Origin of the sequence: Microbacterium sp. NPDC089321 (assembly GCF_040684935.1) — a bacterium.
In the GTDB taxonomy this organism is placed as follows: Bacteria; Actinomycetota; Actinomycetes; order Actinomycetales; family Microbacteriaceae; genus Microbacterium.
Genome location: NZ_JBFBGX010000001.1, coordinates 461,556 through 484,897, shown reverse-complemented (window position 1 = coordinate 484,897; position 23,342 = coordinate 461,556). Strand labels below are relative to the sequence as shown.

The window sequence follows — 23,342 nt, the reverse complement described above, 5'->3', positions numbered from 1 at the left end:
CTGAGGACGACGCATGAGGCTCAAGCTCACCCTGCACCGACAGACCGGCGATCCCGTCGACATCGTCGTCACGACCGACTCCACCGCGACCGCGGGCGACGTCGCCAGGCACATCGCCGAGGCCGACCCCGCGCGGTCGACTCCGGTCGGCGAGGGCGACGTGCTCACGCTCGCGGTCGCGCCGCCGACCGGTGAGCGGCTCGTCGCCCTGCAGCCCGACGTGCCGATCGGCGAGGCGGCGATCGGCTCGGGCTTCGCTGCGTCGATCCTCAACTACGGCTCGGGCCACATCACCACCGCCCAGCGCGCCGTCGTGGGTGTGCTGCGCGCGACCGGCGGCACGCTGGCAGGGCAGGAGTTCCCGATCACCGCGGGGCAGGTCTCGATCGGCCGCGATGCGGGCAACGATGTCGTGCTTCCGGATGCCATGGTCTCGAAGCGCCATGCCCGTCTCGAGGTCGGCACGCAGATCGAGGTCATCGACCTGAACTCCGCCAACGGCGTGCTCGTCGACGGGGTCGCCGCGCAGCGCGTGCGCATCGAAGAGGGCCAGCCGTTCGTGATCGGCGGCACGACCCTCGAAGCGCGGCTCGCGCACAGCTTCGACGGCAGCTCGTCCGAGGAGCCGGTCATCGAGCGCGGCGGCGGTCTGCTGTTCAACCGCAGCCCGCGTATCGAGGTGCGCTACCCCGGCACGAAGTTCAAGATGCCGCGGCTGCCCACCGAGAAGATCGGCAAGATGTTCCCGTGGGCGATCATGGTCGCCCCGATCCTCATGGGCGCCGCGCTCTACGCGATGAACGGCAACCCCCGCTCGCTGCTGATGATCGTGCTCACGCCGCTCATGGCGCTGATGAACGTGGTCAACCAGTCGGCGCAGTCGAAGAAGAGCACCAACCACGAGTTCGCGCTGTTCGAGCGCCAGTTCGAGCAGCTCGAAGAGGATTTCTTCCACGGCAAGCCGGAAGAGGAGGCCGCGCGCAACGCCGAGGCGCCGCCGGTCGCCGAGGTGTTCGACCACGCTATGCGGCTGGGGCCCATGCTCTGGACCCGACGGCCCGAGCACTGGAACTTCCTCGCCCTGCGCCTGGGCAGCTGCCGGCTGCCCGCACGCAACTCGATCGACGACGCCGAGACGCCCGATGGGCTGCCGGAGTTCATCGACCGCATCGACCGGCTGCGCGAGCGCTACGAGTACGTCGACGACGTGCCGGTGTTCGACATGCTTGCCGACTCCGGATCGGTCGGCATCGCAGGGCCGCAGGCCCCCGTCGCCGACGCGATGCGCGGCCTGGCTGTGCAGCTGTTCGGCCTGCACGCGCCCAACGACGTGGTCGCCGTCGCGTTCTCGGACTCGACCTGGACGGCCGAGCTCGACTGGCTCAAGTGGCTGCCGCACACCTCGAGCGAGAAGAGCCCGTTCCGCGACCTGGCGCTGGCCGACTCGGCGCCGACCGGAGCCGCCCTGCTCAACATGCTCGAGGACTACGTGCAGCGCTCGGCCGATGCCGCAGGAGAGCCGCGCGGTCCGTTCAAGGAGGACTGGAACCCGCTGCTGTACGGCACCGACGTCGCGCGTGCCGCCACCGACCACCAGAAGACGCCCGCGCTGTCGGTGATCGTCTTCGTCACCAGCGATGCGCCGGTCGATCGCGGCCGGCTCACCGACGTGCTCGAGCGAGGCGCCGATCACGGCGTGCACGCGGTGTTCGTCGCTCCGACGGTCGAATCGCTGCCGGCCGTGTGCCGCAGCTTCATCGACGTGACGACCGGACTCACCGACGCGCACGTCGGCCTCGTCCGCAACGGCGAGAACTTCGAGCACGTGCAGGTCGAGGGCGTCTCGAACGCCTACATGCACATGCTCGCGCGTCGCCTGGCGCCCGTCGTCGACGCCAGCACGGTGACGCACGACTCGTCCGACATCCCCGGCTCGGTGATGTTCCTGCAGCTCGTCGACCCGGCGATCGCCGAGGATCCGAACGTCGTGATCGAGCGCTGGCGGCAGAACAACACCATCGTCGATCGCTCGCCCGCACCCCGGCCCCGGCTCAAGAAGTCGGGCACGCTGCGCGCCATCATCGGCCAGGGGGCCAGCTCGGCGATGGCGCTCGATCTGCGCACCCAGGGGCCGCACGCTCTCGTCGGCGGCACGACCGGTGCCGGAAAGTCGGAGTTCCTGCAGGCGTGGGTGCTCGGCATGGCCGCAGCCCACAGCCCCGACCGGGTGACCTTCCTGTTCGTCGACTACAAGGGCGGATCGGCGTTCGCCGACTGCGTCGAGCTGCCGCACTGCGTGGGCCTCGTCACCGACCTCAGCCCGCACCTGGTGCGGCGTGCGCTCACGAGCCTCCGCGCCGAGCTGCACCACCGCGAGCATCTGCTCAACCGCAAGAAGGCGAAGGATCTGCTCGAGCTCGAGAAGCGGCAGGATCCGGAGTGCCCACCCGCGCTCGTGCTCGTGATCGACGAGTTCGCGGCCCTGGCATCCGAGATGCCCGAGTTCGTCGACGGGGTGGTCGACATCGCCCAGCGCGGCCGCTCGCTCGGCATCCACCTGATCATGGCCACGCAGCGCCCCGCCGGTGTCATCAAAGACAACCTGCGAGCCAACACGAACCTGCGCATCGCGCTGCGGATGGCCGATGAGGCCGACTCGCGCGACGTCGTCGACGACGCGATCGCCGCATCGTTCCCGCCGTCGATCCCCGGTCGCGCGATCGCGAAGACCGGCCCCGGTCGCCTCGTGCCCTTCCAGTCGGCGTACGCGGGCGGCTGGACCACCGATGACGAGTCGGGTGTCGCCGAGGTGCGGGTGTCGGAGCTGCGCTTCGGCGCCACCGCAGAGTGGGAGCCCGACCGTCCGCCGGAGTCCGACTCGCACGAAGAGGACCTCGGACCGAACGATCAGAAGCGTATCGTGTCGACGCTGATCCGCGCCGCCGACGCTGCTCGCCTGCACCGTCCCCGTCGGCCGTGGCTCGACGACCTCGCGCCGCTGGTCGACCTCAAGCACCTGCCGAACGACGGCGACACGCGCATCCCGATGGCGCTGCTCGACGTGCCCGAGAAGCAGCTGCAGGAAGCGGCGGTGTTCGTGCCCGACCGTGACGGATCGCTGGTCATCTACGGCACCTCCGGGTCGGGCAAGTCGACTCTGCTGAAGACCATCGCGACGGCGGCAGGCATGCGGCCCGAGCGCGGTCGCGTGCAGGTGTACTGCCTCGACTTCGCCTCGGGCGCGCTCAGCGCGCTGAACGCCCTGCCGCACGTCGGCTCGGTCGTCGACAGCGCCGACGCCGAGCGCATCCAGCGGCTGCTGCGCACCCTCGATCGCGAGATGGACCGCCGTGCGGCCGCATTCTCGGCGGCCAGCGCCGCCTCGGTGCAGGAGTACCGCGAGCTGGCAGACCCGAACATGCCGCGCATCCTGCTGCTCATCGACAACTATCCCGAGTTCAAGAAGGACTGGGAGATGGCGCCGGGTCGCGGCCCGTTCTATCGGATCTTCATGCGCATCCTCGGCGAGGGCCGAACGCTCGGCGTGCACACGGTGCTCACCGCCGACCGCGGCAACGCGGTGCCCAGCGCCGTCGCCTCGAACATCCCCCGCAAGGTGCTGCTGCGCATGGGCGACCCCAGCCAGTACATGCTGCTGAACGTGCCCCGCGACATCCTCGACGAGCAGTCCGCGCCGGGCCGCGGGATCATCGACGGGCATGAGGCGCAGATCGCCGTGCTCGGCGGCACAGCCAACGTGGTCGAGCAGACGAAGGCGCTGCGCGCCCTCGGAGACAGGCTGCGCGAGAAGGGCGTGCGCGATCTCCCCGAGATCGGCGCGCTGCCGACGATGGTGCCGATCGCCGAGATGCCGGCGACGGTCGACGGGATGCCCGTGTTCGGCGTCGCCGACGATTCGCTCGCTCCGCACGGGTTCGAGCCGATCGGGTCGTTCGTCATCTCGGGTCCGCCTCAGTCGGGGAAGACGAACGCGCTCAGGTCGCTCATCACCGCGGTCGAGCGGTTCGATCCGAACGTGCAGATGTACCACTTCGGCAGCCGGCGGGCCGAGCTCAAGGACTTCCGTCCGTGGGTGCGCTCCGCCACGAAGGCGGAGGACGAGAAGGAGCTCGCGACCGAGCTCGCCGAGCTCGTCGTCAGCGACGCGCAGAAGCAGCGCATCCTGATCGTGATCGAAGACATCCCGCATCTCGCCGACGGTGCCGCAGACCGTCCGATGCGCGCTCTGCTGCAGGCGATGAACAACAGCGACCACATGCTCATCGGCGAGGCCGAGATCACGCGCGCCAGCGGCAGCATCGGCGTGCTGGGCGAGTGGAAGTCGGGCCGTCAGGGCATCGTGCTCAAGCCCGAGACCTACGACGGCGAGTCGCTGTTCAAGGTGCCGTTCAGCCGGATGAAGCGCTCGGACTTCCCCGTCGGCCGCGGAATCATGGTGCAGGCGGGTCGCGCGATCACGATGCAGATGCCGTACGTGCCCGAGCAGTCCTGACGATACGCGAATGGGGACTTCTCCCCATTCGCGTATCGGGCCGATTCGATTAGCGTCGTGTGTGGGCGGTCCGGTGGGGCTGTCGTAGATGAGAGCTGGAGGGTTGTTATGGCCGGACATGACTTTGGGGCGACGTACTCCGAGATGGAGAGCGCGGCATCGCGTCTGCGTGATGGTCGCAGCGCCGTGACCGACACGCTGAAGGAGCTGCAGGGCGTCATCGACGACCTGGTGCAGGACGGTTTCAAGACCGAGAATGCGTCTGAGGCGTATTCGACGGCGTACTCCGAGCTGACGACGTCGCTGGATGACGCTGCGGAGGCTGTGAACGACATGGCGCAGGCGCTGGACCGCATGGCGGACTCGATCCGCGACAAGGACTCCGAGCTCGCCGGCGGCTGAGCCGCATGAGGGGTCGCGCCATCGCCCGGGGGGATGGTGGCGCGACCCGGCTCGAATGATCTGAATCGAACGGAGGAGGGTGCGCGATGGGCATGATGCTGCCGGATGAGCTCATCTGGGTGATGGAGAAGCTCGGCTTCGAATGGCCCGACATCGATGAGGACGAGCTTCGGCGGGGCGCGGAGATCGTCCGCACCTTCAGCGGCGATCTGGAGCAGGCGCTGACCGCCATGGATCGCAAGGTCAACGGCGACATGGCAGCCGCGATGCGAGGCCAGGCGGGGCCGGCCTACGTGGCGGCCTGGAACACCAACCGCTCGCAGAACCTCGACAAGCTGCTGGGCCTGCTCGGGCCGGTGCCCACGGGCATGGACATCGCGGCCGACGTCGTCTTCGGACTGAAGATCAAGGTCATCGCCGACGTGACGACGACGATGATCACGCTGGTCGGCATGCTGACCAACCCCATCACCGCGCTCGGCGCCGGCCCGATGCTGCTGCTTAAGAAGAAGCTTCTGAACGCCGCCGTCGACATCGCGATCGAGCAGGCGCTCGAGCAGATCCTGCCCACGGTGGTCGCGCCGCTCACCGAAGAGCTGCCCGGCGTCATCATGGCGGCGCTCGACGCGCCGATCGTCGAGGCCACGGTCGGCGACACCGACGAGTTCTATGCGGATCTGCAGGCGCTCGAGCAGGCCCAGGGCGACATGGAGACCTACGCCGGTGACGTAGAGAGCATGACCGAGCGGCTGATGGCCGATCTCGCCGGCCTGAATCTGACGGGAGACTGACGATGGCGAAGATCATGGACTCGCTGGGTCGTCCGATCATGCACTCGCTGGACGGCTTGCCGATCCACGTGCGTCAGCTCGCCGACATGTTCCGCGGGCACGGGCAGCGCCAGGTGCGCAACAAGAACGGCGTGAACGACGTCGACCGGTTCGACGACGGCGTCATCACCACCCGCGGCGGCAACACGAAGGCCACGCACTTCGACTCCGAGACGGGGCGGCCCATCACCGAGCGCGGCACGATCACCGAGGACTTCGGAAGCAGCACGCGCGGCGACAACGCGACGGACGTCGGCAACCTCGGCGAGTCGACCGACGACGGCGGTCACCTCGGCGGTCATCGCTTCTACGGCGACACTCCCGATGAGGGCATCGCGCCTCAGGCCGCGAATCTGAACCGCGGTGCCTGGAAGAAGATGGAGAACGAGTGGGCCGACTGGGTCGGCAAGGGCTACCAGGTCGACTACACGGTCGAGGTCATGCCTCCCGGCGCGGTGCGCCCTGATAGCTTTGTGGTCAACTACACGGTCACCGATCCCGCCACGGGGAACGCCGCGTACCGAAACTTCCCGATGTTCGACAACGTCGCCGGTGAGGCCTTCGACAGGGTCTCCCGCGCCGACATGCCGGACCTGTGAGCAGCCCAAGGAGTGCTATGACCGACGACGTCACCACCGGCCTCATCCGTGCGCTGGTCGACAACCTGACCGGTGCCGACAAGGAGTGGCAGGCGCTGTCGATGGTGCTCGACTTCGCGGGGGGCAAGTTCAGCGGAACGCACGGCTACGCCTACTCCGACGACGGATCGATCGCCGCGGTGGCCTCGCACCCGTACTACGCCAAGGCGGCGGTCAACGCCTACCTCGAGAGCTACTACAAGCCCGGTGATCCGCTCCCGGCCGCGATCCTCGTGCAGTTCGATCGCACGAGCGGGCAGTACGAGGTGACGTTCGAAGACACCGATGCGACGCGCTGGCAGGTCACACCGGCCAACATCGGCTCGATGGGCGAGCAGCTGCGCCCGTCGTTCGAGTGAGCGCAGCCGGGCCTTCACTCCTACCCTTGAGATCGAGCCAGCTGACCGGAGCGGGGAACTGATGCGCGAATCACAGACCTATTGGTACAACCTCTCGACCCAGAGCGTGCTGCGCGCCGACGAACGGCCGTCTGAGGACACGATCGGGCCTTTCGCGACCTACGAAGAGGCCGAGGAGTCGCCGGCGACGCTGCTCGAGTACGCCAAGGCCTGGCTCGAGAGCGAAGAGAGCGAGCCGTTCCGCGCGATGGCCGCGGAAGACGACGACACCGATCTCGCGTGATCCGTCGGTGAGGGGCTCGCGTCACCTCGCGGCTGCCACGGTGGTCGCGCTCGCCCTGGGGCTGGCAGCGTGCGCGCCGGCGCTGCCCGACACCGTCGTGCCTGGCACCGAGGTCACGGTCGCGTGGAGCGGCGAGCTCACCTCGCTGAACGCGGCCGCCGCGCCGACCGCCGCGAACCGCGACGTCGCCGAGCTCATCCGCGCCGACTTCGGCGATCTCGTCGACGGCGAGTTCGTTCCCGACGAGGGCTTCGGCACGGTGAAGATCGTCTCGAAGAAGCCCTTCACCGTGAGGTACGACCTCGCCGAACCGGTCTGGTCAGACGGCATCCCGCTCGACGCGGCCGACCTTCTGCTCGGCTGGGCCTGGCAGGCCGGCCTGCTGGCCGATGATGAGAGCGGGACGGCATCGGGCGAGAGCGCCCTCGATGCGAAGCCGCCGAAGGTCGACGAGTTCGCGCGGGCGATCGACGTGACCTTCACCCGGCCCGACATCGGCTGGCAGCGCGCCGTCTCGGCGCCCGCGCCGGCCCACGTCGTCGCGCAGCGGGCTCTCGGCCTCGACGACCCGATGGAGGCGAAGCAGGCCGTCATCACCGCGATCCGCTCGGGTGATGACGAGACCCTGTCGAAGCTCAGCGCCGAATGGCGCGACGGCGCGTCGATCGAGCCGGGCAAGGCCCCGGCGTCCGAGATGCTTGTGTCGAGCGGACCGTACCTCGTGAAGAAGATCGACGAGTCCTCGACCGGCATCTCGTTCGCCCCGAACCCGGACTATCGCGGCATCGTGGGGGCCAAGGTCGAGAAGATCACGCTGGTGCCCCGTGGCGACGACGTGCTCGAGCGCATCGGCGACACGGTGGATGTCGCGCAGGTCTCGCCGAACAGCGGCAATCGCGAACCGATCCGCATGCTGCAGCGCAAGGACTTCACCGTGCAGTCCACCCACGACGGCACGATGTGGTCGCTTCAGCTGCAGCCCTATGGTGTCTTCTCGCGGCCGCAGGCGCGCATCGCGTTCCTCAGAGCGGTGCCGGCGTCGACCCTCGCTCAGCGGGGTGGCGGGGAATGGGCGTCCGACTTCGCCGGCACGACGTCGATGATCACCGCTCCCGGTTCGCGCGCGTACGACATCGTCGCTGAGGACTCCGGGTTCACGCAGAAGCTCGGCGAGCCCGCCGACGACGCGGCCCTCGAGCGCCAGAACGCCGGTCTTCCCGACCGCGTCGGCGTCTGCGTGCTGTACGACCGGCGCAGCGAGTTCGCGCGCGGCGCCTTCGCGGCGCTGCGCGAGGTCACGGCCGAAGCCGGCTGGGGCGTGCGCGACTGCGGCAGCGACGACTACGCGAAAGCCGTGGAGGGCGGCGGGTGGGATGCCGTGATCGCCCGCACTCCGATCCCCGAGACGCCGGCGCAGATCGCGGATCAGTGGGGCAGCAGCGCCTCGGCATCCCTCGTTCCGGCGCCGGACGGCAACCGCGACACCCTCATCGAGAAGCTGTCGCAGACCACCGACGTGTACGAGGCCCGCGAGGTGCTCGCGCAGATCGAGGCGACGATCGTGCAGTCGGCCGTCGCCCTGCCGATCGCCGTCAACCCCCGGCTGACGATCGTCGACCCGCGCGTCGAGGGCGTGTCCCCCCGCAGCGGAGGCGTGGCATCGCTCACCTCGGGCGTCAGCCAGTGGGCCGTGAAGAAGAAGTGATGGGGAGTTCTCCCCATTCGCGTCTCACGCGAGTTTCGGTAACGTCGTGTGTGGGCGGTCCGGTGGGGCTGTCGTAGATGAGAGCTGGAGGGTTGTTATGGCCGGACATGACTTTGGGGCGACGTACTCCGAGATGGAGAGCGCGGCATCGCGTCTGCGTGATGGTCGCAGCGCCGTGACCGACACGCTGAAGGAGCTGCAGGGCGTCATCGACGACCTGGTGCAGGACGGTTTCAAGACCGAGAATGCGTCTGAGGCGTATTCGACGGCGTACTCCGAGCTGACGACGTCGCTGGATGACGCTGCGGAGGCTGTGAACGACATGGCGCAGGCGCTGGACCGCATGGCGGACTCGATCCGCGACAAGGACTCCGAGCTCGCCGGCGGCTGACCGGAAGCTCCACGAGAGGGCCGTGGCACAGATCAGAGGATCTGCGCCACGGCCCTTTCTGATGCCGGAGCGGCTCGGCAGCCGCACGGCGCATGGGTAGTGATGCCCATCGACCTCGCCGCAGGGCATCCCTAACCTGGCGGTGAGCCGGATCGTCCGGCGCCGGAGGGATGCTCATCGTGAGCGACGTCGAGATCTTCTACGCCGAGCTGCAGCTCGCCTCGAGCACCGTCGACACCGCGATCACGGGCGTCCTGCTCGAGTCGGCCGATCTCGGCGCAGAAGACACGGGTATCGGCAACCCCGCCTCGCGGCCCGCCCTGCGCCTCGCGCTGCACCGCCACCTCACGGGCCTCGGCGACGCCGTGCGGGCGCGAGTCGACGGCGGCTCGCAGGTCTCGGCATCCGCCCGCCGCATCGCCGACCGGTACACCGAGCTCGATGCCGAGCTGACGGGGGAGCGGTCATGACGCTCGTCTCGCCGAATCGCGGCTATCTGCTCGAGCGCATCGAGGGCGACACCGGCACGATGTCGTGGTGGTCGGGCCAGCTCACGCGCGTGCACGACGGACTCGACGACCTGCATGACGCGGCCGCCGCCGCGACCGGCCTGCCGGGCGTGGGCAGGGCAGTCACCTCGGTGCGTGCAGATGCGGCCGACCTGATGGCCGCTCTCGCCCCCGACATGGCCGAGGCCGAGCACCTCTCGCGAGTGATCGCCACCTACGCCGATGCGTACGACCGCTGCGCGGCGCCGGCGAACGCCATGATCGAGGAGATCGAGCTGGCGCACGCGAACTGGGCCCAGGCCGAGGCCGCGGCTGACGACGCGGGCCGGCCCGCCCTCGCCGCGGCCTACGGCACCAGCACCCTCGCGATCGAGGCGACGCAGGCTCTCGCGACCGAGGCCATCGAGGCGCGTGACACCGCGGCGCAGGCGCTCGAGGCGCTGTGGGCCGAGTACGAGCGGCACCACTCGGGGTGGGACGCCGCGTACGGTGCGGCGCTGGCCGCCCTCGCCGCCGGTGCGAACTCGACGCTGACGCCGCAGGAGCGCACCTTCCTCGAGAGTCTGCTGGCGAGCGGCGACCCGGCCGAGGTGCTGCGGGTCTGGCGCGCTCACCCCGAGCTGCACGACGAGCTGATCGAGGCGCATCCCGAGGTGATCGGCAATCTCGACGGCATCCCGTACGACGTGCGCGGCGATGCGAACCGTTCGCATCTCGAGGCTCTTCTCGCCGGTGACCTGCCGGCCGATCGGCGAGACGACCTCGAGGCCATCATGCGCGCGCTCAACGCCGAAGGACTGCCCCGGCCGAGCCTGATCAGCTTCGACCCCGACGGCTCGGAGCAGGTCACCGCCGCGATCGCCCACGGCGATCTGGCCACGGCATCCGAGATCAACTCGCTCGTGCCCGGCATGAACAGCACCGTGCACGACCTCGCCGGCTGGGGGGAGTCGGCGCGCGAGCTCAACGCCTCGGTCGGACCGGGATCCGCCACGGTGGTGTGGTTCGGGTACGACTCACCCGACCTCCTCGAAGAGCCGCAGATGGGGCGGGCCGTCGACGGCGCAGCCGCGTTCGGCTCGTACCTCGACGGCGTGCGCGCCCTCTCGCCCGACGCCGACATCACCGTCATCGCGCATTCGTACGGCAGCACGACAGCCGCACTCGCGATCGGATCGCAGCCGGACGGGCACGGCGTCACCGCCTTCATCGCCGTGGGATCGGCGGGTTTCCCCGACGACGAGACCGTGATGCACAACCTCTCGGACAGCCGGGCGACGCAGGTGTACGCGACCATCTCGGAAGACGACGCGACAGCCCGGATCGGACGGGCGACCGCGCCCGGGCATCCGGTGCCGCCCGAGCACCTGCCCGGCGTCACCGTCTTCGACAGCGACGGGGGAGTCTCGCACACGGGCGAGGAGCTGCCGGCCGCGACGGGCCACGGCGCCCTCGGCCCCGGGGCATACCTCGAGCCGGGATCGGAATCGTTCTACAACGTCTCCGAGATCATCCGCACCGGCGAGCCCGGTACTGAGCGTCAGGGTGAGGGCAGCACGAAGGGGTTCTGGGACGCCACGAACTGGTGGATCAGCGATGAGTTCGAGCTGATCGACTTCTGAGGGCAGGATGGATGCGATGCGACGCGAGACTCGACGAGGACTGAAGACGGCGATGGTCGTCGGAATGGTGGCGATGATGACTGGTTGCAGCCCCGCAGACCCTGCCCTCACGGGCGACTCGCTGTATCGCGACGGCGAGAAGCGCTACATCGCCTACTCGACCGTGATGCACGACGTGATCATGGCGGTGCACGAAGGAGACTGGAGCGTCGACACCTGGGGCGCCGCGCCGATCTCCTGCAAGCTCGACGACGGGCAGCGCGGCTACACGTTCTCGTGGGTGCGGGAGCACAAGGCCGACGACATCGACGTGGATGCCGTGGTGCAGGCGGCCCGCTCGGCGTTCACCGCTTCGGGCGTCGACGTGAACGTCGCGGAGTACGGCGAGGGCGACAGCGCCGAGATCAACGTGATCGGCACCGGCGACCGGCTGGGCCGCGGCGTGGTGACCATCCGCCCGGGGCGAGGCGTGATCCGCGCGACCGCGAATCCCGGATGCTTCCCGGGGGATGCCGGTGACCTGTCCGACATGGTCTTCGACGGTCTCGTCTACGACAGCGCATGGCAGCGGTTCCCCGCTTTCGAAGGGCCCGACTGGCAGCCGCGCTTCTACTTCCCCGAAGACGGGAGCCCCGTCTACCGCGAGGCCGACGGCTCGCCCGTGCAGCCGCAGCCGTCGCCGGACGACCTTCCGGTCGCACCCTACGGGGAGGGCGACGCGGACTGAGCCTCGAAGACGCGCCATCGCGTGACAAGATATTGCCCAGAGGGGGAACTTCCTGTGACCGATGTGAAAGCAGATGCTCAGACCGCGCCCGCCGCAGAGCGGGCCACACCGCCGTTGCGTCTGGAGTTCGCCGGCGAGTGGCGTGACGTTCCCGCAGACCGTGCGTTCGTGATCGGACGGGAGGGCGACCTCGCGATCGACGACAACCCGTACCTGCACCGCCAGTTCCTTGATGTGCAGTTCCGCGACGGCCTGTGGTGGCTCGCCAACGTCGGGGTGCGGCTCGCTGCGACCGTGTCGAGCGCCGGTGGCGCCGTGCAGTCGTGGCTGTCGCCCGGCGCGCGCATGCCCCTGGTCTTCGAGCGCAACGTCATCGTGTTCACCGCCGGACCCGTCACCTACGAGCTCAGCCTGCACACCGAAGAGGCACCGTACGAGATCTCGCGTCAGGTCGAGGAATCCATGAGCGGGGAGACGACCGTCATGCCCGCGCGCTTCACCGCCATGCAGAAGCAGCTGATCGTCGCGCTCGCCGAGCCGATGCTGCGCCGCGAGGGCGTCAGCATGAACGAACTGCCCTCATCGACCGCCGCGGCTAAGCGCCTGGGGTGGAGCATGACGAAGTTCAACCGCAAGCTCGACAACGTCTGCGACAAGCTCGACCGCATGGGCGTGCAGGGACTGCGCGGCGGACCGGGGAAGGTCGCCACCAATCGCCGAGCGCGACTGGTCGAGTACGCCGTGACGTCGCAGATCGTCACCCGCGCCGATCTGCCGCTGCTCGACGACGAGTCGCTGCGCGAGGCGGCAGCAGAAGAGGACTGAGCCGGGGCGCTGCTGCGCGTCGGTCAGACCCCCTGGCGCGGTCAGACCGTCGCGTCGGTCAGGTGGCGGGCGTGATGCCCGAGGACCTTCACCATGATCCCGCGGCGACGAAGCTCTGCGATCGTGCGCGATTCCTCGTCGCGGTTCCTGCCCAGCGCGTGCGCGTTCGCGACGACGAGCACGTCTCCGCTGCGCAGCGTCTCGATGAGGCGCGCCAGACGATCGCCCCAGCTCTCGAGGATCTCGGGCGCAGGGTGGCGGAAGCCCTCGATCGGCACACCGAAGCGGGTGAGATCCTCACGCTGCTGGGTCACCGACGGCATCCCCTCGCGGGCCACCACCAGCCCCACCAGCCGGGTTCCCTCGGGGCGGGCCGACCACCAGCCGTGATCCGTGTTCGCCAGGCACTTCTCGCAGGTCGCCGCAGCGTGCGGCAGGTGCAGGGGGCTCGTGAGGGCCGCATCCATCCCGGCATCCGTCGGGTTCATCGCGTCGCTCATCGTCGTACCTCCGTCACCCATTCTGCCCGAGTGCGAAGCCCGGTCAGAGCAGACCGAGGGTTCGCACCGTGTCGCGCTCCGAGACCAGCTCGGCCACCGACGCATCGACGCGGGCCCGAGCCCAGGCATCCAATTCGAGCCCCTCGACGATCCGCCACTCGTCGCCGGCCGCCTGCACGGGGAACGACGAGATCAGCCCCTCCGGCACGCCGTACTCACCGTGCGAGACGACACCGGCGCTCGTCCAGTCATCAGTGCCGTGCACCCAGTCGCGCACGTGGTCGATGGCCGCGCTCGCCGCGGACGCCACCGACGACGAGCCGCGCACCTCGATGATCTCCGCGCCCCGCTTCGCGACACGGGGGATGAAGGTCTGCTCCTGCCAGGTGCGGACATCTCCCACGGCGGATGCGAGACGCTCGGCGACCGGTTCGCCGTCGACCGTTGCGTGGGTGAGGTCGGGGAACTGGGTGGCCGAGTGGTTGCCCCAGATCGGCACGCGTCGCACGCTCGCCACGGGCGCCCCGAGGGTCTGTGCCAGCTGCGCCCGCGCTCGGTTCTCGTCGAGCCGCGTGAGCGCGCTGAACCGCTCGGCGGGCACCCCGTCGGCGGCCGATGCCGCGATCAGCGCGTTCGTGTTGGCCGGGTTGCCGACCACCGTGACGCGGATGTCGGATGCCGCGGATGCGGCGATCGCGCGGCCCTGCGGGCCGAAGATGCCTCCGTTCGCGGCGATCAGGTCGCCGCGCTCCATGCCTGGCCCGCGCGGGCGCGCCCCGACGAGCAGGGCATGGTTCGCGCCGTCGAAGCCGGCCGTCGCGTCATCGGTCACCTCGACGCCGTCGAGCAGCGGGAACGCGCCGTCCTGCAGCTCGAGCGCGGCGCCCTCCGCCGCGCGCAGGCCCTGCGGGATCTCGAGCAGCCGAAGCCGCACACGCTCGTCGGGGCCGAGCATGTCGCCCGCCGCGATGCGGAACAGCAGCGCGTAGCCGATCTGTCCGCCGGCACCTGTGATCGTGATCGTCGTCGCCATGACCCGAGCCTATTCCTCGCCGTGCCGGCGTGCGCGGCGTTCGCGCATCCGTCAAGCCCTCGTCGCCGGATGCCGCACCGGGGTACCTTTTCTGCATGACGTTCAATCCAGATGCCGACATCTCGGGAAACACCACGCGCCGACGTGGACGAGGCGCCGTGGTCGCAGGTGGCGGCGTGGGCGTGCTCGGTCTCGTCGCCCTGGTGGTGGCCATGCTCGGCGGACCCGATCTGACTGGCCTCGTCGGCGGGGCTCCCGGGGGCCAGAATCCGCCCGCCTCGAGCGGTGAGAACACCCTCGCCGAGTGCGACACCGGGCAGGATGCGAACACGAATGACGACTGTCGCATGGCCGGCGCGCAGGTGCTGCTCGACAAGTACTGGAGCGACCACGTCGACGGCTACACCGCCCCCACGATGACGGTGGTCGACGGCTCGACCTCGACCCAGTGCGGCACGGCGTCGAACGCGGTCGGCCCGTTCTACTGCCCGCCCGAGCAGGGCGTGTACATCGACCCCGACTTCTTCCAGCTCATGCGCCAGCAGTTCGGCGCCTCGGCCGGCGAACTCGCTCAGCTCTACATCGTGGGCCACGAGTGGGGTCACCACATCCAGAACATCACCGGCACGATGGAGAAGTACCCGAACAACGGCACCGGGCCCGACAGCAACGGCGTGCGCACCGAGCTGCAGGCCGACTGCTACGCCGGCGCCTGGCTCGGAGACGTCACCGAGCTGGAAGACGAGAATGGGGTGGCGTACCTGAAGAAGCCGACCGAGGAGCAGATCACGGATGCCCTGAACGCGGCGTTCACGGTCGGCGACGATAACATCCAGGAGCAGCAGGCCGGCCGGGTGAACCCGGAGAGCTTCACGCACGGCACCAGCGAGCAGCGCCAGGCATGGTTCGCGAACGGCTACAAGAACGGCCTCGGCGTCTGCGACACCTTCGCCGTCTCCGGCGACGAGCTCTGACGCCCGCTGTCCTGCGCACGCGCTCCGGCAGTCGTCGGGTCGGTGCGCGAGACGGGGTCAGGCGCGCAGCGCCTGAAGCAGGGTGCGCACGAGGGTCACGATGCCCCCGCGCGCCCGGAAACGCGTGAGGCCCTCGCTCACCGCGGCGGCGGTCCGTGCCGAGACGAACCACGGCGGCTTCGGCAGGATCGTCAGGCGACCGCCGCCGTTCAGCACGGGCAGCGACCGCGGGAACGGACGGAAGGGGCCGCGCACCACAGAGCGCTCGACCCCGTCGAGCAGCAGGGCGTTGTGCACCACGCCGATCCCGCTGCCCACGTCGTCGAGCGTGTTGCCGGGGAAGGCGCCCCAGGTCAGCGTGGGGGTGATGAACCCGAAGGCGGTCCAGGAGTTGATCGCGATAGTTCCGTAGCGCAGGTCGGCGATGGCGCGCTCGAACCCGGTGCCGAGTGACTTCTCGGTAGCGGGGTCGATGATCAGGTTCGCGCCCAGGGTGCCCTGCAGCTCGTCGTTCGCGTGCGCGACCGCGGCATCGAGGAACTCCTGTCCGGTGCCGGAAAGCTCGACGACGCCGAGCACGGGGGCGAAGTACTCGGTCGTCTGCAGAGCCGCGGCATCCTCGCCCTCGTCGATCTCGATCAGCAGGCGATCGGCCAGCACCAGGGCATCCGGATAGTGCTCCGCCGCCTGCTGCATGCGCGACGGCGACCCCGGGTACCAGATGGGCCGCTCGGGGGCTGACGCGTAGGCGCGCCGCAGCGCGGCGCGGAACTGCTCTGCCTGCGCCCACTCCGACGAGATGATGACGACCTGGCCGGCGATGCAGTTGTGGCCGCAGTTCTGCAGGCGCATGGTCGCGATGTGCTCGGCCTGGAAGGCGAGGTCTGCGGCGCTCCACTCGCCCGGCACGACGATGATCGGGGAGACGCCGCCCAGCTCGGCCGTGATGGGCTTCTTCAGCAGCGGACGGTTCTCGCGTCGGCGGCGGGTCGTCGCGCCGGCCTTGGGCCCGGACGACGGACCCCAGACGATCGCGTCGAACGTCGCGGCCGAGCCCGTGATGTGGACGTGCACGAGGTCGCGGTGAGCGGTGAGGTATGCGCCGACGGCCGGGCCGCCGCGCACGATCCGCAGGAATCCGGGAGCGATCAGCGGAGCCAGCGCCCGCTCGTAGACGGGCACCAGGGCGTCCTGCGTCGGGTTGACCTTCAGCAGTGCGACGCGATTGTGCGCGAGCAGCTCGTACAGCACGTCGAGCACCGGGATCGAGGTGATGTTCCCCGCGCCGAGCACGAGGCCGACACCGCCCTCGCCGCCCCGCGTTCGCTGCGCGAGGCCCGCATCCGCGCGCGCGGCGTTGGGGGTGATGCCCGGTTGCAGCCACACCTCTCCCGAGAAGCCGGACAGCAGGAAGCGGTCGAGCCCGGTCAGCGGGAACGCGCTGACCCGCGTGCGCCCGCCCGGGGCGCGCCCGATCGTCACGCCGTCGAGCGGACTGCGCCCCTCTGCCAGCTTCGCGAGGGTGTCGATGTACGCGTCGAGGGCGCCGAGAACCGAATAGGGACCGCTCAGCCACTCCTCGCCGCGAAGCGGATGCCGTGCATCCAGCCCCTTCGAGTCGGCGGCCGTGCCGGCCCAGTCGGCCGCGGTGACGGCGACGCTCGCGCGCACCGCGCGCAGCAGCGTCGCGCGCTGGCCGACGGTCAGGTGCGACCAGGTGCGCGCACCCTGCTGCAGCGCCTCGATGTCGGCATCGAGCGCGGTGCGCTGCGCCTCGTCGAGGTCGGTGTCGACAGCCGTCTGCTGAGTCATCGTCGTCTCCTGTGGCGGTGGCGGTGGCAGAGGGAGCGGGTCGAGCGGGTCAGATCAGCGAGAGCTCGCGCAGCTTCGCCTCGACGTCGGCGTTGCTCGGCTCGACGTGGTGGCTCGCGTCGGGGTAGACGACCACAGGGATGTTCATGCGGCCCGAGATCTCCTTGGCGACGTCGGCCGCGGCCGGGTCTGCGACCAGGTCGACGTACGTGTACTCGATGCCGAGCTCGTCGAGCTGCTTCTTGGTGCGGCGGCAGTCGCCGCACCACTCGGCGCCGAACATGGTGATGGTGTCGGATGCAGGGGTGCTCATGATTCCACCCTACGGCCGCCTGGCTGCACGGGCGCCGGGTGCAGCCCGCGCAGACACCGCGACGCTGCGTGTCATGCGGGCGATCGACGCCGAGGCGATGCGGCCGGGCGAGCTCTGAGGCTCAGACCTCTTCGAGCACCTCGTCGCTCGGCAGCTCGTCGTGACCCATGCTGCGAGCCTCGAGGTACGAGCACAGCTCGGCGGCTACGGCGAGCTCGCTGGCGAGGGCGTGCAGCTGGTGGCTGTCGAGCACCGTGTTCTCGTCGTTGGGTTCGAGCGTGACGCTCCACCGCTCGTCGCCGATGCGGATCGGCTCCATGAAGATGCTCACCGACGAGTTCTTCACGGGCACGATCACGAGCCCGGTGTCAGAGCCGTCAGAGCCGTCCTGGATGATCACACGGACGAGATCGCCCGCCTCGCGGGCGGCGCGAAAGTCCTCGACCCACTTCTCGAGAGTTGCCTTGCTTCGAAAATTCACCTGTGTCCTCCGTCACTGCGATTCTGCGACTCCATCGGCCGCGCGAATCCCCTTCCCCTCTCCTATCATGACTGATGCGGGCCTGTGAGGCACCGCTGAAGGAGTGAGTGTGGCGAAGGTTCTGGTGGACGGGTACTGGTACGAGCGCAGCGAGGGGGAGCGGGCGCGCGAAGTGCTCGAGGCTCTGCGCGTCTACCGTGCCGCAGAGCGGGCGATGCGGCGACGCACCCAAGACGAGATGTCGATGGGAGAGAACGAGCTGCTCGCCCTGCGCTTCCTCTTCCGTCAGCCGCAGCACAGCGCCCGGCCCGCCGCTCTGACGGCCTATCTCGGCATCTCCGCGGCAGCGACCTCGGTGCTGGTGGATCGGCTCGAGCGCTCGGGGCATGTTCACCGCGACACCGAGGCGGGTGCGTCGGTCGTACGCGCCACCGAGCACGCAGACGATGACGTCCGCCATACCCTCGGCCGCATGCACGAGCTGATGTACGCCGTCGCAACGGGCATGGATGCCCAGGCACAGGCGAACGTCACGGAGTTCCTCCGAGCGATGGCGGATGCGGTCGACGGCGTCGAGCCCGCTGACGGCCCCGCTCACTGACCACGCGGGCGCTGTCACAGGCTGCGGGGTCGCGCGTCGAGTGCCGCCGTGCATGCCGAGGCGGTCGTGCTCTACCCTGAGCCGGTGAACGTCAACGCTACGGGGGCGCGTTTCGCGCTCGAACGCATGGTGCCCCGAGATCCTCGTGAGCCGCACCGGGTCGCCAGCTCTCTCGAGCTGTTCTTCGACCTCGTGTTCGTCATCTCGGTGAGCACGGCCTCGAGCGAGCTGCACCACGCCGTCTCGGCAGGGCACGCGGGATCGGGCATCGTCTCGTATCTGATGGTGTTCTTCGCCATCTGGTGGGCGTGGATGAACTTCACCTGGTTCGCGTCGTCGTTCGACGTCGACGACTGGTTCTACCGCGTCACGACCATCGTGCAGATGGCCGGCGTGCTCGTGCTGGCGGCGGGAATCGGGCCCGTGTTCGACGATGAGCACCGCGACTTCACCGTCGTCGTCATCGCGTACGTGGTGATGCGGCTGGCGATGATCGTGCAGTGGCTGCGCGCCGCGCGTCAGGACCCGTCACTGCGTCGCACGGCCATCGCCTATGCGATCGGGATCGCGGTCGTGCAGGTGCTATGGGTCGGGTTCCTGCTGCTGCCCTCCGCAGCCACGCTGCCTGTGTTCGTTGTGCTGATGCTCGCTGAGATCGCCGTGCCGGTCATCGCGGAGCGTCGAGGGGCGACGCCCTGGCATCCGCATCACATCACCGAGAGATACAGCCTGTTCACGCTGATCGTGCTCGGCGAGAGTCTGCTCGCCTCGGCGACGGCGATCATCGGAGCCCGGGAGAAGGTCGACGCGGTGGGGCCACTGATCTGGGTCGCGGCGGTGACCCTGGTCTCGGCCGCCGCGATGTGGTGGATCTACTTCTGGCCGCCGCACCACAGGGCGATCTCCGAGCGCTCGTCATTCGCGTACGGGTACGTGCACTACTTCGTGTTCGCCGCCGCTGGTGCCTTCTCTGCGGGCATCGAGGTGTGGATCGACGACCTCACGGGCGACACGGCGCTGCCCGCTGTCGCGGTCTCGTTCACGACGAGCGTGCCCATCGCCGTGTTCCTGATGGGCGTATGGCTGATAGCGATCCGTTCGAACGCCGACCGGGTGGTGAACATCGCGGTTCCCGCGGGAGCGCTGCTCGTGCTGCTCGACCCGGTGCTGCCCGTACCGGTCACGCTCACCGCCGTGATCCTCGTCGCGATCGTCACGGTGCTCGTGCTGCGGCCGCCGCTGCGCGGCCAGGAGGACTGACCCGGGCCGAGGGTGACTTGTCAACCCCATTCTCCGCCCTCGCCAGGATGGGGATTCTGGAGGTCAGGCGGGCCGCACGGCCACGCCGCCAACCCGAAGGGAGCCAGAGATGACCATCGGCACCGGAGTCGTTCTGTTCGTCATCGGAGCGATCCTCACATTCGCACTCAACATCGACGTCGGCTGGGCCGACCTCGACATGGTCGGCTACATCCTGATGGGCGCGGGTGTCGTCGCGTTCATCGTCGGCCTCGTGCTCCTGGCTCGTCGCCGTCGCACCGATGTGGTCACTCGCACCGAACCTGCTGTGGGGGGATACGAGACCCGTCGCTCCACACGCACCGCCGGAGACGAAGAAGTCTTCTGACCGGAGGAACGTTCGCGCCCGGGTCCCGAGTGAGGCCCGGGCGCGAACTCTGTCTCAGGGGACGATGACGAGCTTGCCGCGCGTGTGACCGCCCTGGCTGGCGCGGAACGCGTCGGCGACGCCGTCGAGCGGGAACGTCTCCGCGATCTCGATCTGCAGCTCACCCGCGTCGACGAGATCGGCGAGGCGCGCGGTCTGCGACCCGTCGGGCCTCACCCAGATGTGCCGCCCGCCGTGCGCGGTGACAGAGCCGTCGGCGATCGAGACGTGCATGCCGCCCTCGGCGAGCACATCGAGGGTCGTGTCGAGCATCCCTCCGACGAAGTCGGCGACGGCGTCGACCGGTCCGCCGGCGATCTCGCGGACGCGCTCGGCGAGCCCGTCGCCGTAGGTCGTCGGCTCGCCGCCCAGCGTGCGGACGTAGTCGTGATTGCGCTCGGATGCTGTGGCGATGACCTTCGCGCCTCGGCGCGCGGCGATCTGCACGGCGAAGCTGCCGACGCCGCCCGACCCGCCATGGATCAGCACGGTTCGGCCCTTCACGTCGCCGAGCGCGTCGATCGCCCGCAGTGCCGTGCCGCCGGCGAGGGGGAGGGCGCCCGCCTGCTCCCACGAGAGCGATGCGGGCTTGCGTGCGACCGCCGAGACGGGGACGGCGACGCGCTCGGCGAACGTGCCGGCGCTCACGGTGTCTTTCCGGGCGTAGGCCATGACCTCATCGCCGACCTCGAACTCGGGGGTGTCCATGCCGACGGCGACCACCACGCCGGCGACGTCCCAGCCGGGGATGACGGGGAACTGCGTGGGCATGATCGGGTCGAGGCCGCCGGCCATCACCTTCCAGTCGACGGGGTTCACTCCCGCCGCCCGCACCTCGATCAGCACCGACGCCGGGGCAAGCTTCGGCTCGGGCAGATCGCGCACCTCGAGGGCGTCGAGATCCTGGGTGAACTGGTCGTAGACGACGGCGCGCATGGGGCCTCCTGAGAGTGTGACGGGGATGCCATATCCACTCTTCCACTCTCTGCGAGGTCGAGGGCCGCTGTCGCGGCCGATGCGTGCGTCGGGTGGGTTCAGAGGCCCTGGCCGGCGTCCCAGAGGCGTTCGGTGCGACCCGCGAGCAGGGCGTCGAGAGAGATGGCCTGGGCGTCGGTGAGAGACGCGACGTAGTCGATGATGCCGCGGCCGCGGCCGAGGGTCTCGACGACGGCGGCCGGGGTGCTCAACCGGCGGTGGTCGTCGGTGGCGAGCTCGACGAGGTCGATGAGGCGGCGCGGCGCCCGTCGCGCGTCGCGCGGATCGTCGAGCCAGGCGGTGAAGCCGTCGACGAGGCGCTCGAGCACACTGGCCTGGCCTCGCTGGTAGACGGCGAGGTCGGGCCGCTCGAGGATGAACCGCTCATGCAGGAACTTCAGCACCGCCACCTCGTGCCAGGCCTGGCGGTTGAGGCTCACGTGGCCGGCGCGGATGTCAGGATGCCTGTGCACCTCGATCGACGACTGCAGCCGGGCGATCCAAGCCGTGGTGAACCTCGCCAGGGCACGCTCGCTGGCCAGCGAGCCGTCGAACGGCTCGGCGACGAGGCCGTCGATCACCTCTGACGACACCTTCGCGACGGCTTCGCTGAAGGCGTCGGGGTCGGCGATCCAGCTGTCCTTGCTCTGCATGCGGCGCCAGAGCAGCTCGAGCGAGTGGCCAGGAGTGCGGGTGTCGGCGGCGAGGGCGGCTGCGTCGGCGGCGCGCAGCTGCGCGAGATCACGACGCCACGACCGGAACTCCGCCGAGAGGGTCGCTGGGTTCAGAAGCCCTGCGCGGTAGAAGTCATCGAGGTCGTGCAGCGAGTACGCGATGTCGTCGGAGATGTCCATGATCGAGCACTCGACCGTCTGCTGGCCGTCGGCGATGCGGGGATACGCGGAGAGCGCGCTGCGGGCATCCGGTTCGTCTATCGCGTAGAAGCTGAACTTGCTCGCGCCGCCGCGCCGGGGCCCGCCCTCGCCTCTGCGCCAGGGGTACTTCAGCACCGCCGCCCGCACCGCGGCGGTGAGGTTGAGTCCGACGCCGGGCCGGTCGTGCTCGTCGAGTCGGGTGAGGATGCGGTACGTCTGCGCGTTGCCCTCGAAGCCTTCGGCGAGGCCGAAGCGGGTGCGAGCGAGTCGGTCGAGCGTCTGCTCGCCCAGGTGGCCGAACGGCGGATGCCCGAGATCGTGCGCCGCGGCGGCCGCCTGCACCACGACAGGATGCGCCCCGCCGAGCTCGACCGCGACACGGCCGGCGTCATCGTCGCGGGTCTGCAGGTGGGTGGCGATCGCCCGCGCGACGGCCGCGACCTTGATCGAGTGCGTGAGGCGGTTGTGCACGGCGAGACCTGCACCGGCCTGCGAGATCACCTGCGTCACCGCAGACAGGCGGGAGTAATAGGGAGAGAACCGGATGCGCTCGACGTCGACCCGGAACTGCGGGTGCCCCTCGGCCTGCTGGAACTCGTCGAGCGCCTCGGGCAGTCGTCGCATCTGGCGGGGATCTTCCGGCTGCTGGGGCATGGAGTCAGTGTGGCACGGCGGGCGAACGACGTCAGTCGAGGTCAGCGGAGATCCGCTGGATCAGCTGCATGACCTCCTCGCGCGCCTCATCGAGACGCCTCACGTCGGTCTCGAGGCTCTCCAGCGTCGTGGCCGCAGCGCCGTGCGTGCGTGCGATCTGCAGGTTCGCCCGCAGGCTCAGCGCGGCGCCCGCGAGTCCGGCGGCGAGCGACTCCATCGCGACGGCGAGGTCGACCGCGATGTGCGGGTTGCCGTTCGAGGCGAGGACGCGGGCGTCGGAGACGAGCAGGATGCCGATCGCCCCGAGGCTCGCGACGGATCCCGCTGCGTCGACGGCGGCAGCGCTCACGCGCTGGTCGCGTTCCGGATGCCCTGGTGCCAGCGCCAGTGCCGACCCGAACTGCACAGACAGCACGCCGTCGGCCTCGACCGCCCGAAGCACGTCGGCGCGATGCCGCACCAGCCGCTCGGCGCTCGCCGTCGCGGCCGGACTGTCGGGTGTGTACGCCGCGACCATGCCCATCAGTGCGGAGGCGACGCCGAGCAGAACGCCCGTGGCCGCCCCTCCGCCGGGAGACCCGTTGGGCTCGCTGAGGGCGTCGAGCCAGGCATCCATCGGGCGCGATGTGGGGACGTGTGCGGGGTCGGCCATGC

General features: G+C 69.6%; 24 protein-coding genes. 16 read left to right on the top strand and 8 right to left on the bottom strand.

Annotated elements, in window-relative coordinates; translation table 11 throughout:
* Nucleotides 1–13: 13 nt before the first annotated feature.
* The 12 genes from AB0N59_RS02310 (at nt 14) to AB0N59_RS02255 (ending at nt 12,804) form a co-directional block, all read left to right on the top strand.
* On the top strand, nt 14–4,513 hold the full coding sequence (locus tag AB0N59_RS02310; protein WP_363478116.1) for an FtsK/SpoIIIE domain-containing protein: 4,500 nt from the start codon (nt 14–16) through the stop codon (nt 4,511–4,513).
* A 108-nt stretch (nt 4,514–4,621) separates the two neighbouring features.
* On the top strand, nt 4,622–4,915 hold the full coding sequence (locus AB0N59_RS02305) for a WXG100 family type VII secretion target (protein ID WP_239528083.1): 294 nt from the start codon (nt 4,622–4,624) through the stop codon (nt 4,913–4,915).
* Between the two features lie 86 nt (nt 4,916–5,001).
* Nucleotides 5,002–5,706, top strand: a complete 705-nt coding sequence (locus tag AB0N59_RS02300) for a hypothetical protein (protein WP_363478113.1) — start codon at nt 5,002–5,004, stop codon at nt 5,704–5,706.
* Between the two features lie 2 nt (nt 5,707–5,708).
* The gene (locus tag AB0N59_RS02295) at nt 5,709–6,344 is read left to right on the top strand and encodes a DNA/RNA non-specific endonuclease (RefSeq protein ID WP_363478110.1); all 636 of its coding nucleotides are present in this window, start codon (nt 5,709–5,711) and stop codon (nt 6,342–6,344) included.
* A gap of 17 nt (nt 6,345–6,361) precedes the next feature.
* Complete coding sequence (locus AB0N59_RS02290) at nt 6,362–6,742, top strand: hypothetical protein (protein WP_363478107.1); 381 nt, start codon at nt 6,362–6,364, stop codon at nt 6,740–6,742.
* A gap of 61 nt (nt 6,743–6,803) precedes the next feature.
* Nucleotides 6,804–7,025, top strand: a complete 222-nt coding sequence (locus AB0N59_RS02285) for a hypothetical protein (protein WP_099196903.1) — start codon at nt 6,804–6,806, stop codon at nt 7,023–7,025.
* A gap of 7 nt (nt 7,026–7,032) precedes the next feature.
* Entirely contained in the window at nt 7,033–8,730 is a 1,698-nt protein-coding gene (locus AB0N59_RS02280; RefSeq protein WP_363478104.1) for a hypothetical protein, read from the top strand.
* A 97-nt stretch (nt 8,731–8,827) separates the two neighbouring features.
* A complete protein-coding gene (locus tag AB0N59_RS02275) occupies nt 8,828–9,121 on the top strand; it encodes a WXG100 family type VII secretion target (protein WP_239528083.1) in 294 nt (97 codons plus the stop codon).
* A 179-nt stretch (nt 9,122–9,300) separates the two neighbouring features.
* Complete coding sequence (locus AB0N59_RS02270) at nt 9,301–9,591, top strand: hypothetical protein (RefSeq protein ID WP_363478100.1); 291 nt, start codon at nt 9,301–9,303, stop codon at nt 9,589–9,591.
* Nucleotides 9,588–11,252, top strand: coding sequence for an alpha/beta hydrolase (locus AB0N59_RS02265; RefSeq protein ID WP_363478098.1), 1,665 nt, complete (start codon nt 9,588–9,590; stop codon nt 11,250–11,252). Before AB0N59_RS02270 ends, AB0N59_RS02265 begins: the two co-directional genes overlap by 4 nt.
* 16 nt (nt 11,253–11,268) lie before the next feature.
* Nucleotides 11,269–11,979, top strand: coding sequence for a hypothetical protein (locus tag AB0N59_RS02260; RefSeq protein ID WP_363478095.1), 711 nt, complete (start codon nt 11,269–11,271; stop codon nt 11,977–11,979).
* 54 nt (nt 11,980–12,033) lie between these two features.
* Nucleotides 12,034–12,804 carry a hypothetical protein gene (locus AB0N59_RS02255; protein WP_363478092.1) on the top strand — a complete coding sequence of 257 codons (771 nt, stop codon included), beginning with the start codon at nt 12,034–12,036 and terminating at the stop codon, nt 12,802–12,804.
* Between the two features lie 41 nt (nt 12,805–12,845).
* On the opposite strand, the gene AB0N59_RS02250 is transcribed toward AB0N59_RS02255, so the two are convergent.
* The gene (locus AB0N59_RS02250; protein WP_363478089.1) at nt 12,846–13,304 is read right to left on the bottom strand and encodes a recombinase family protein; all 459 of its coding nucleotides are present in this window, start codon (nt 13,302–13,304) and stop codon (nt 12,846–12,848) included.
* A gap of 43 nt (nt 13,305–13,347) precedes the next feature.
* Entirely contained in the window at nt 13,348–14,337 is a 990-nt protein-coding gene (locus tag AB0N59_RS02245; RefSeq protein WP_363478086.1) for a malate dehydrogenase, read from the bottom strand.
* A 95-nt stretch (nt 14,338–14,432) separates the two neighbouring features.
* Here AB0N59_RS02245 and AB0N59_RS02240 point away from each other — a divergent pair, with 95 nt between their 5' ends.
* Entirely contained in the window at nt 14,433–15,311 is an 879-nt protein-coding gene (locus tag AB0N59_RS02240) for a neutral zinc metallopeptidase (RefSeq protein ID WP_363478083.1), read from the top strand.
* A 57-nt stretch (nt 15,312–15,368) separates the two neighbouring features.
* Here AB0N59_RS02240 and AB0N59_RS02235 read toward each other — a convergent pair whose 3' ends face one another.
* The 3 genes from AB0N59_RS02235 to AB0N59_RS02225 all read right to left on the bottom strand — a co-directional run bounded on the left by AB0N59_RS02235 (nt 15,369) and on the right by AB0N59_RS02225 (nt 17,917).
* Entirely contained in the window at nt 15,369–17,123 is a 1,755-nt protein-coding gene (locus AB0N59_RS02235; protein ID WP_363478080.1) for an aldehyde dehydrogenase family protein, read from the bottom strand.
* A 49-nt stretch (nt 17,124–17,172) separates the two neighbouring features.
* Nucleotides 17,173–17,436: a glutaredoxin domain-containing protein gene (locus AB0N59_RS02230; RefSeq protein WP_204975523.1), complete on the bottom strand. Its 264-nt coding sequence runs from the start codon at nt 17,434–17,436 to the stop codon at nt 17,173–17,175.
* A 121-nt stretch (nt 17,437–17,557) separates the two neighbouring features.
* Nucleotides 17,558–17,917 carry a hypothetical protein gene (locus AB0N59_RS02225; RefSeq protein WP_363478077.1) on the bottom strand — a complete coding sequence of 120 codons (360 nt, stop codon included), beginning with the start codon at nt 17,915–17,917 and terminating at the stop codon, nt 17,558–17,560.
* Nucleotides 17,918–18,026: 109 nt separating this feature from the next.
* On the opposite strand from AB0N59_RS02225, the gene AB0N59_RS02220 reads away from it, so the two are divergent.
* From AB0N59_RS02220 to AB0N59_RS02210, 3 genes are all read left to right on the top strand, one after another.
* Complete coding sequence (locus tag AB0N59_RS02220; RefSeq protein ID WP_363478074.1) at nt 18,027–18,518, top strand: helix-turn-helix domain-containing protein; 492 nt, start codon at nt 18,027–18,029, stop codon at nt 18,516–18,518.
* 126 nt (nt 18,519–18,644) lie between these two features.
* On the top strand, nt 18,645–19,778 hold the full coding sequence (locus AB0N59_RS02215; protein ID WP_363481174.1) for a low temperature requirement protein A: 1,134 nt from the start codon (nt 18,645–18,647) through the stop codon (nt 19,776–19,778).
* Between the two features lie 109 nt (nt 19,779–19,887).
* Nucleotides 19,888–20,145 (top strand): DUF6458 family protein, encoded by a 258-nt coding sequence (locus AB0N59_RS02210; protein ID WP_363478071.1) that lies wholly within the window; start codon nt 19,888–19,890, stop codon nt 20,143–20,145.
* A 54-nt stretch (nt 20,146–20,199) separates the two neighbouring features.
* Here the strand turns inward: AB0N59_RS02210 and AB0N59_RS02205 are convergent, their stop codons facing one another.
* From AB0N59_RS02205 to AB0N59_RS02195, 3 genes are all read right to left on the bottom strand, one after another.
* Entirely contained in the window at nt 20,200–21,120 is a 921-nt protein-coding gene (locus AB0N59_RS02205; protein ID WP_363478068.1) for an NADP-dependent oxidoreductase, read from the bottom strand.
* Nucleotides 21,121–21,218: 98 nt separating this feature from the next.
* Nucleotides 21,219–22,688 (bottom strand): dGTP triphosphohydrolase, encoded by a 1,470-nt coding sequence (gene dgt / locus AB0N59_RS02200; RefSeq protein ID WP_363478065.1) that lies wholly within the window; start codon nt 22,686–22,688, stop codon nt 21,219–21,221.
* A 31-nt stretch (nt 22,689–22,719) separates the two neighbouring features.
* On the bottom strand, nt 22,720–23,340 hold the full coding sequence (locus AB0N59_RS02195) for a cyclodeaminase/cyclohydrolase family protein (protein ID WP_363478062.1): 621 nt from the start codon (nt 23,338–23,340) through the stop codon (nt 22,720–22,722).
* Nucleotides 23,341–23,342: the final 2 nt, after the last annotated feature.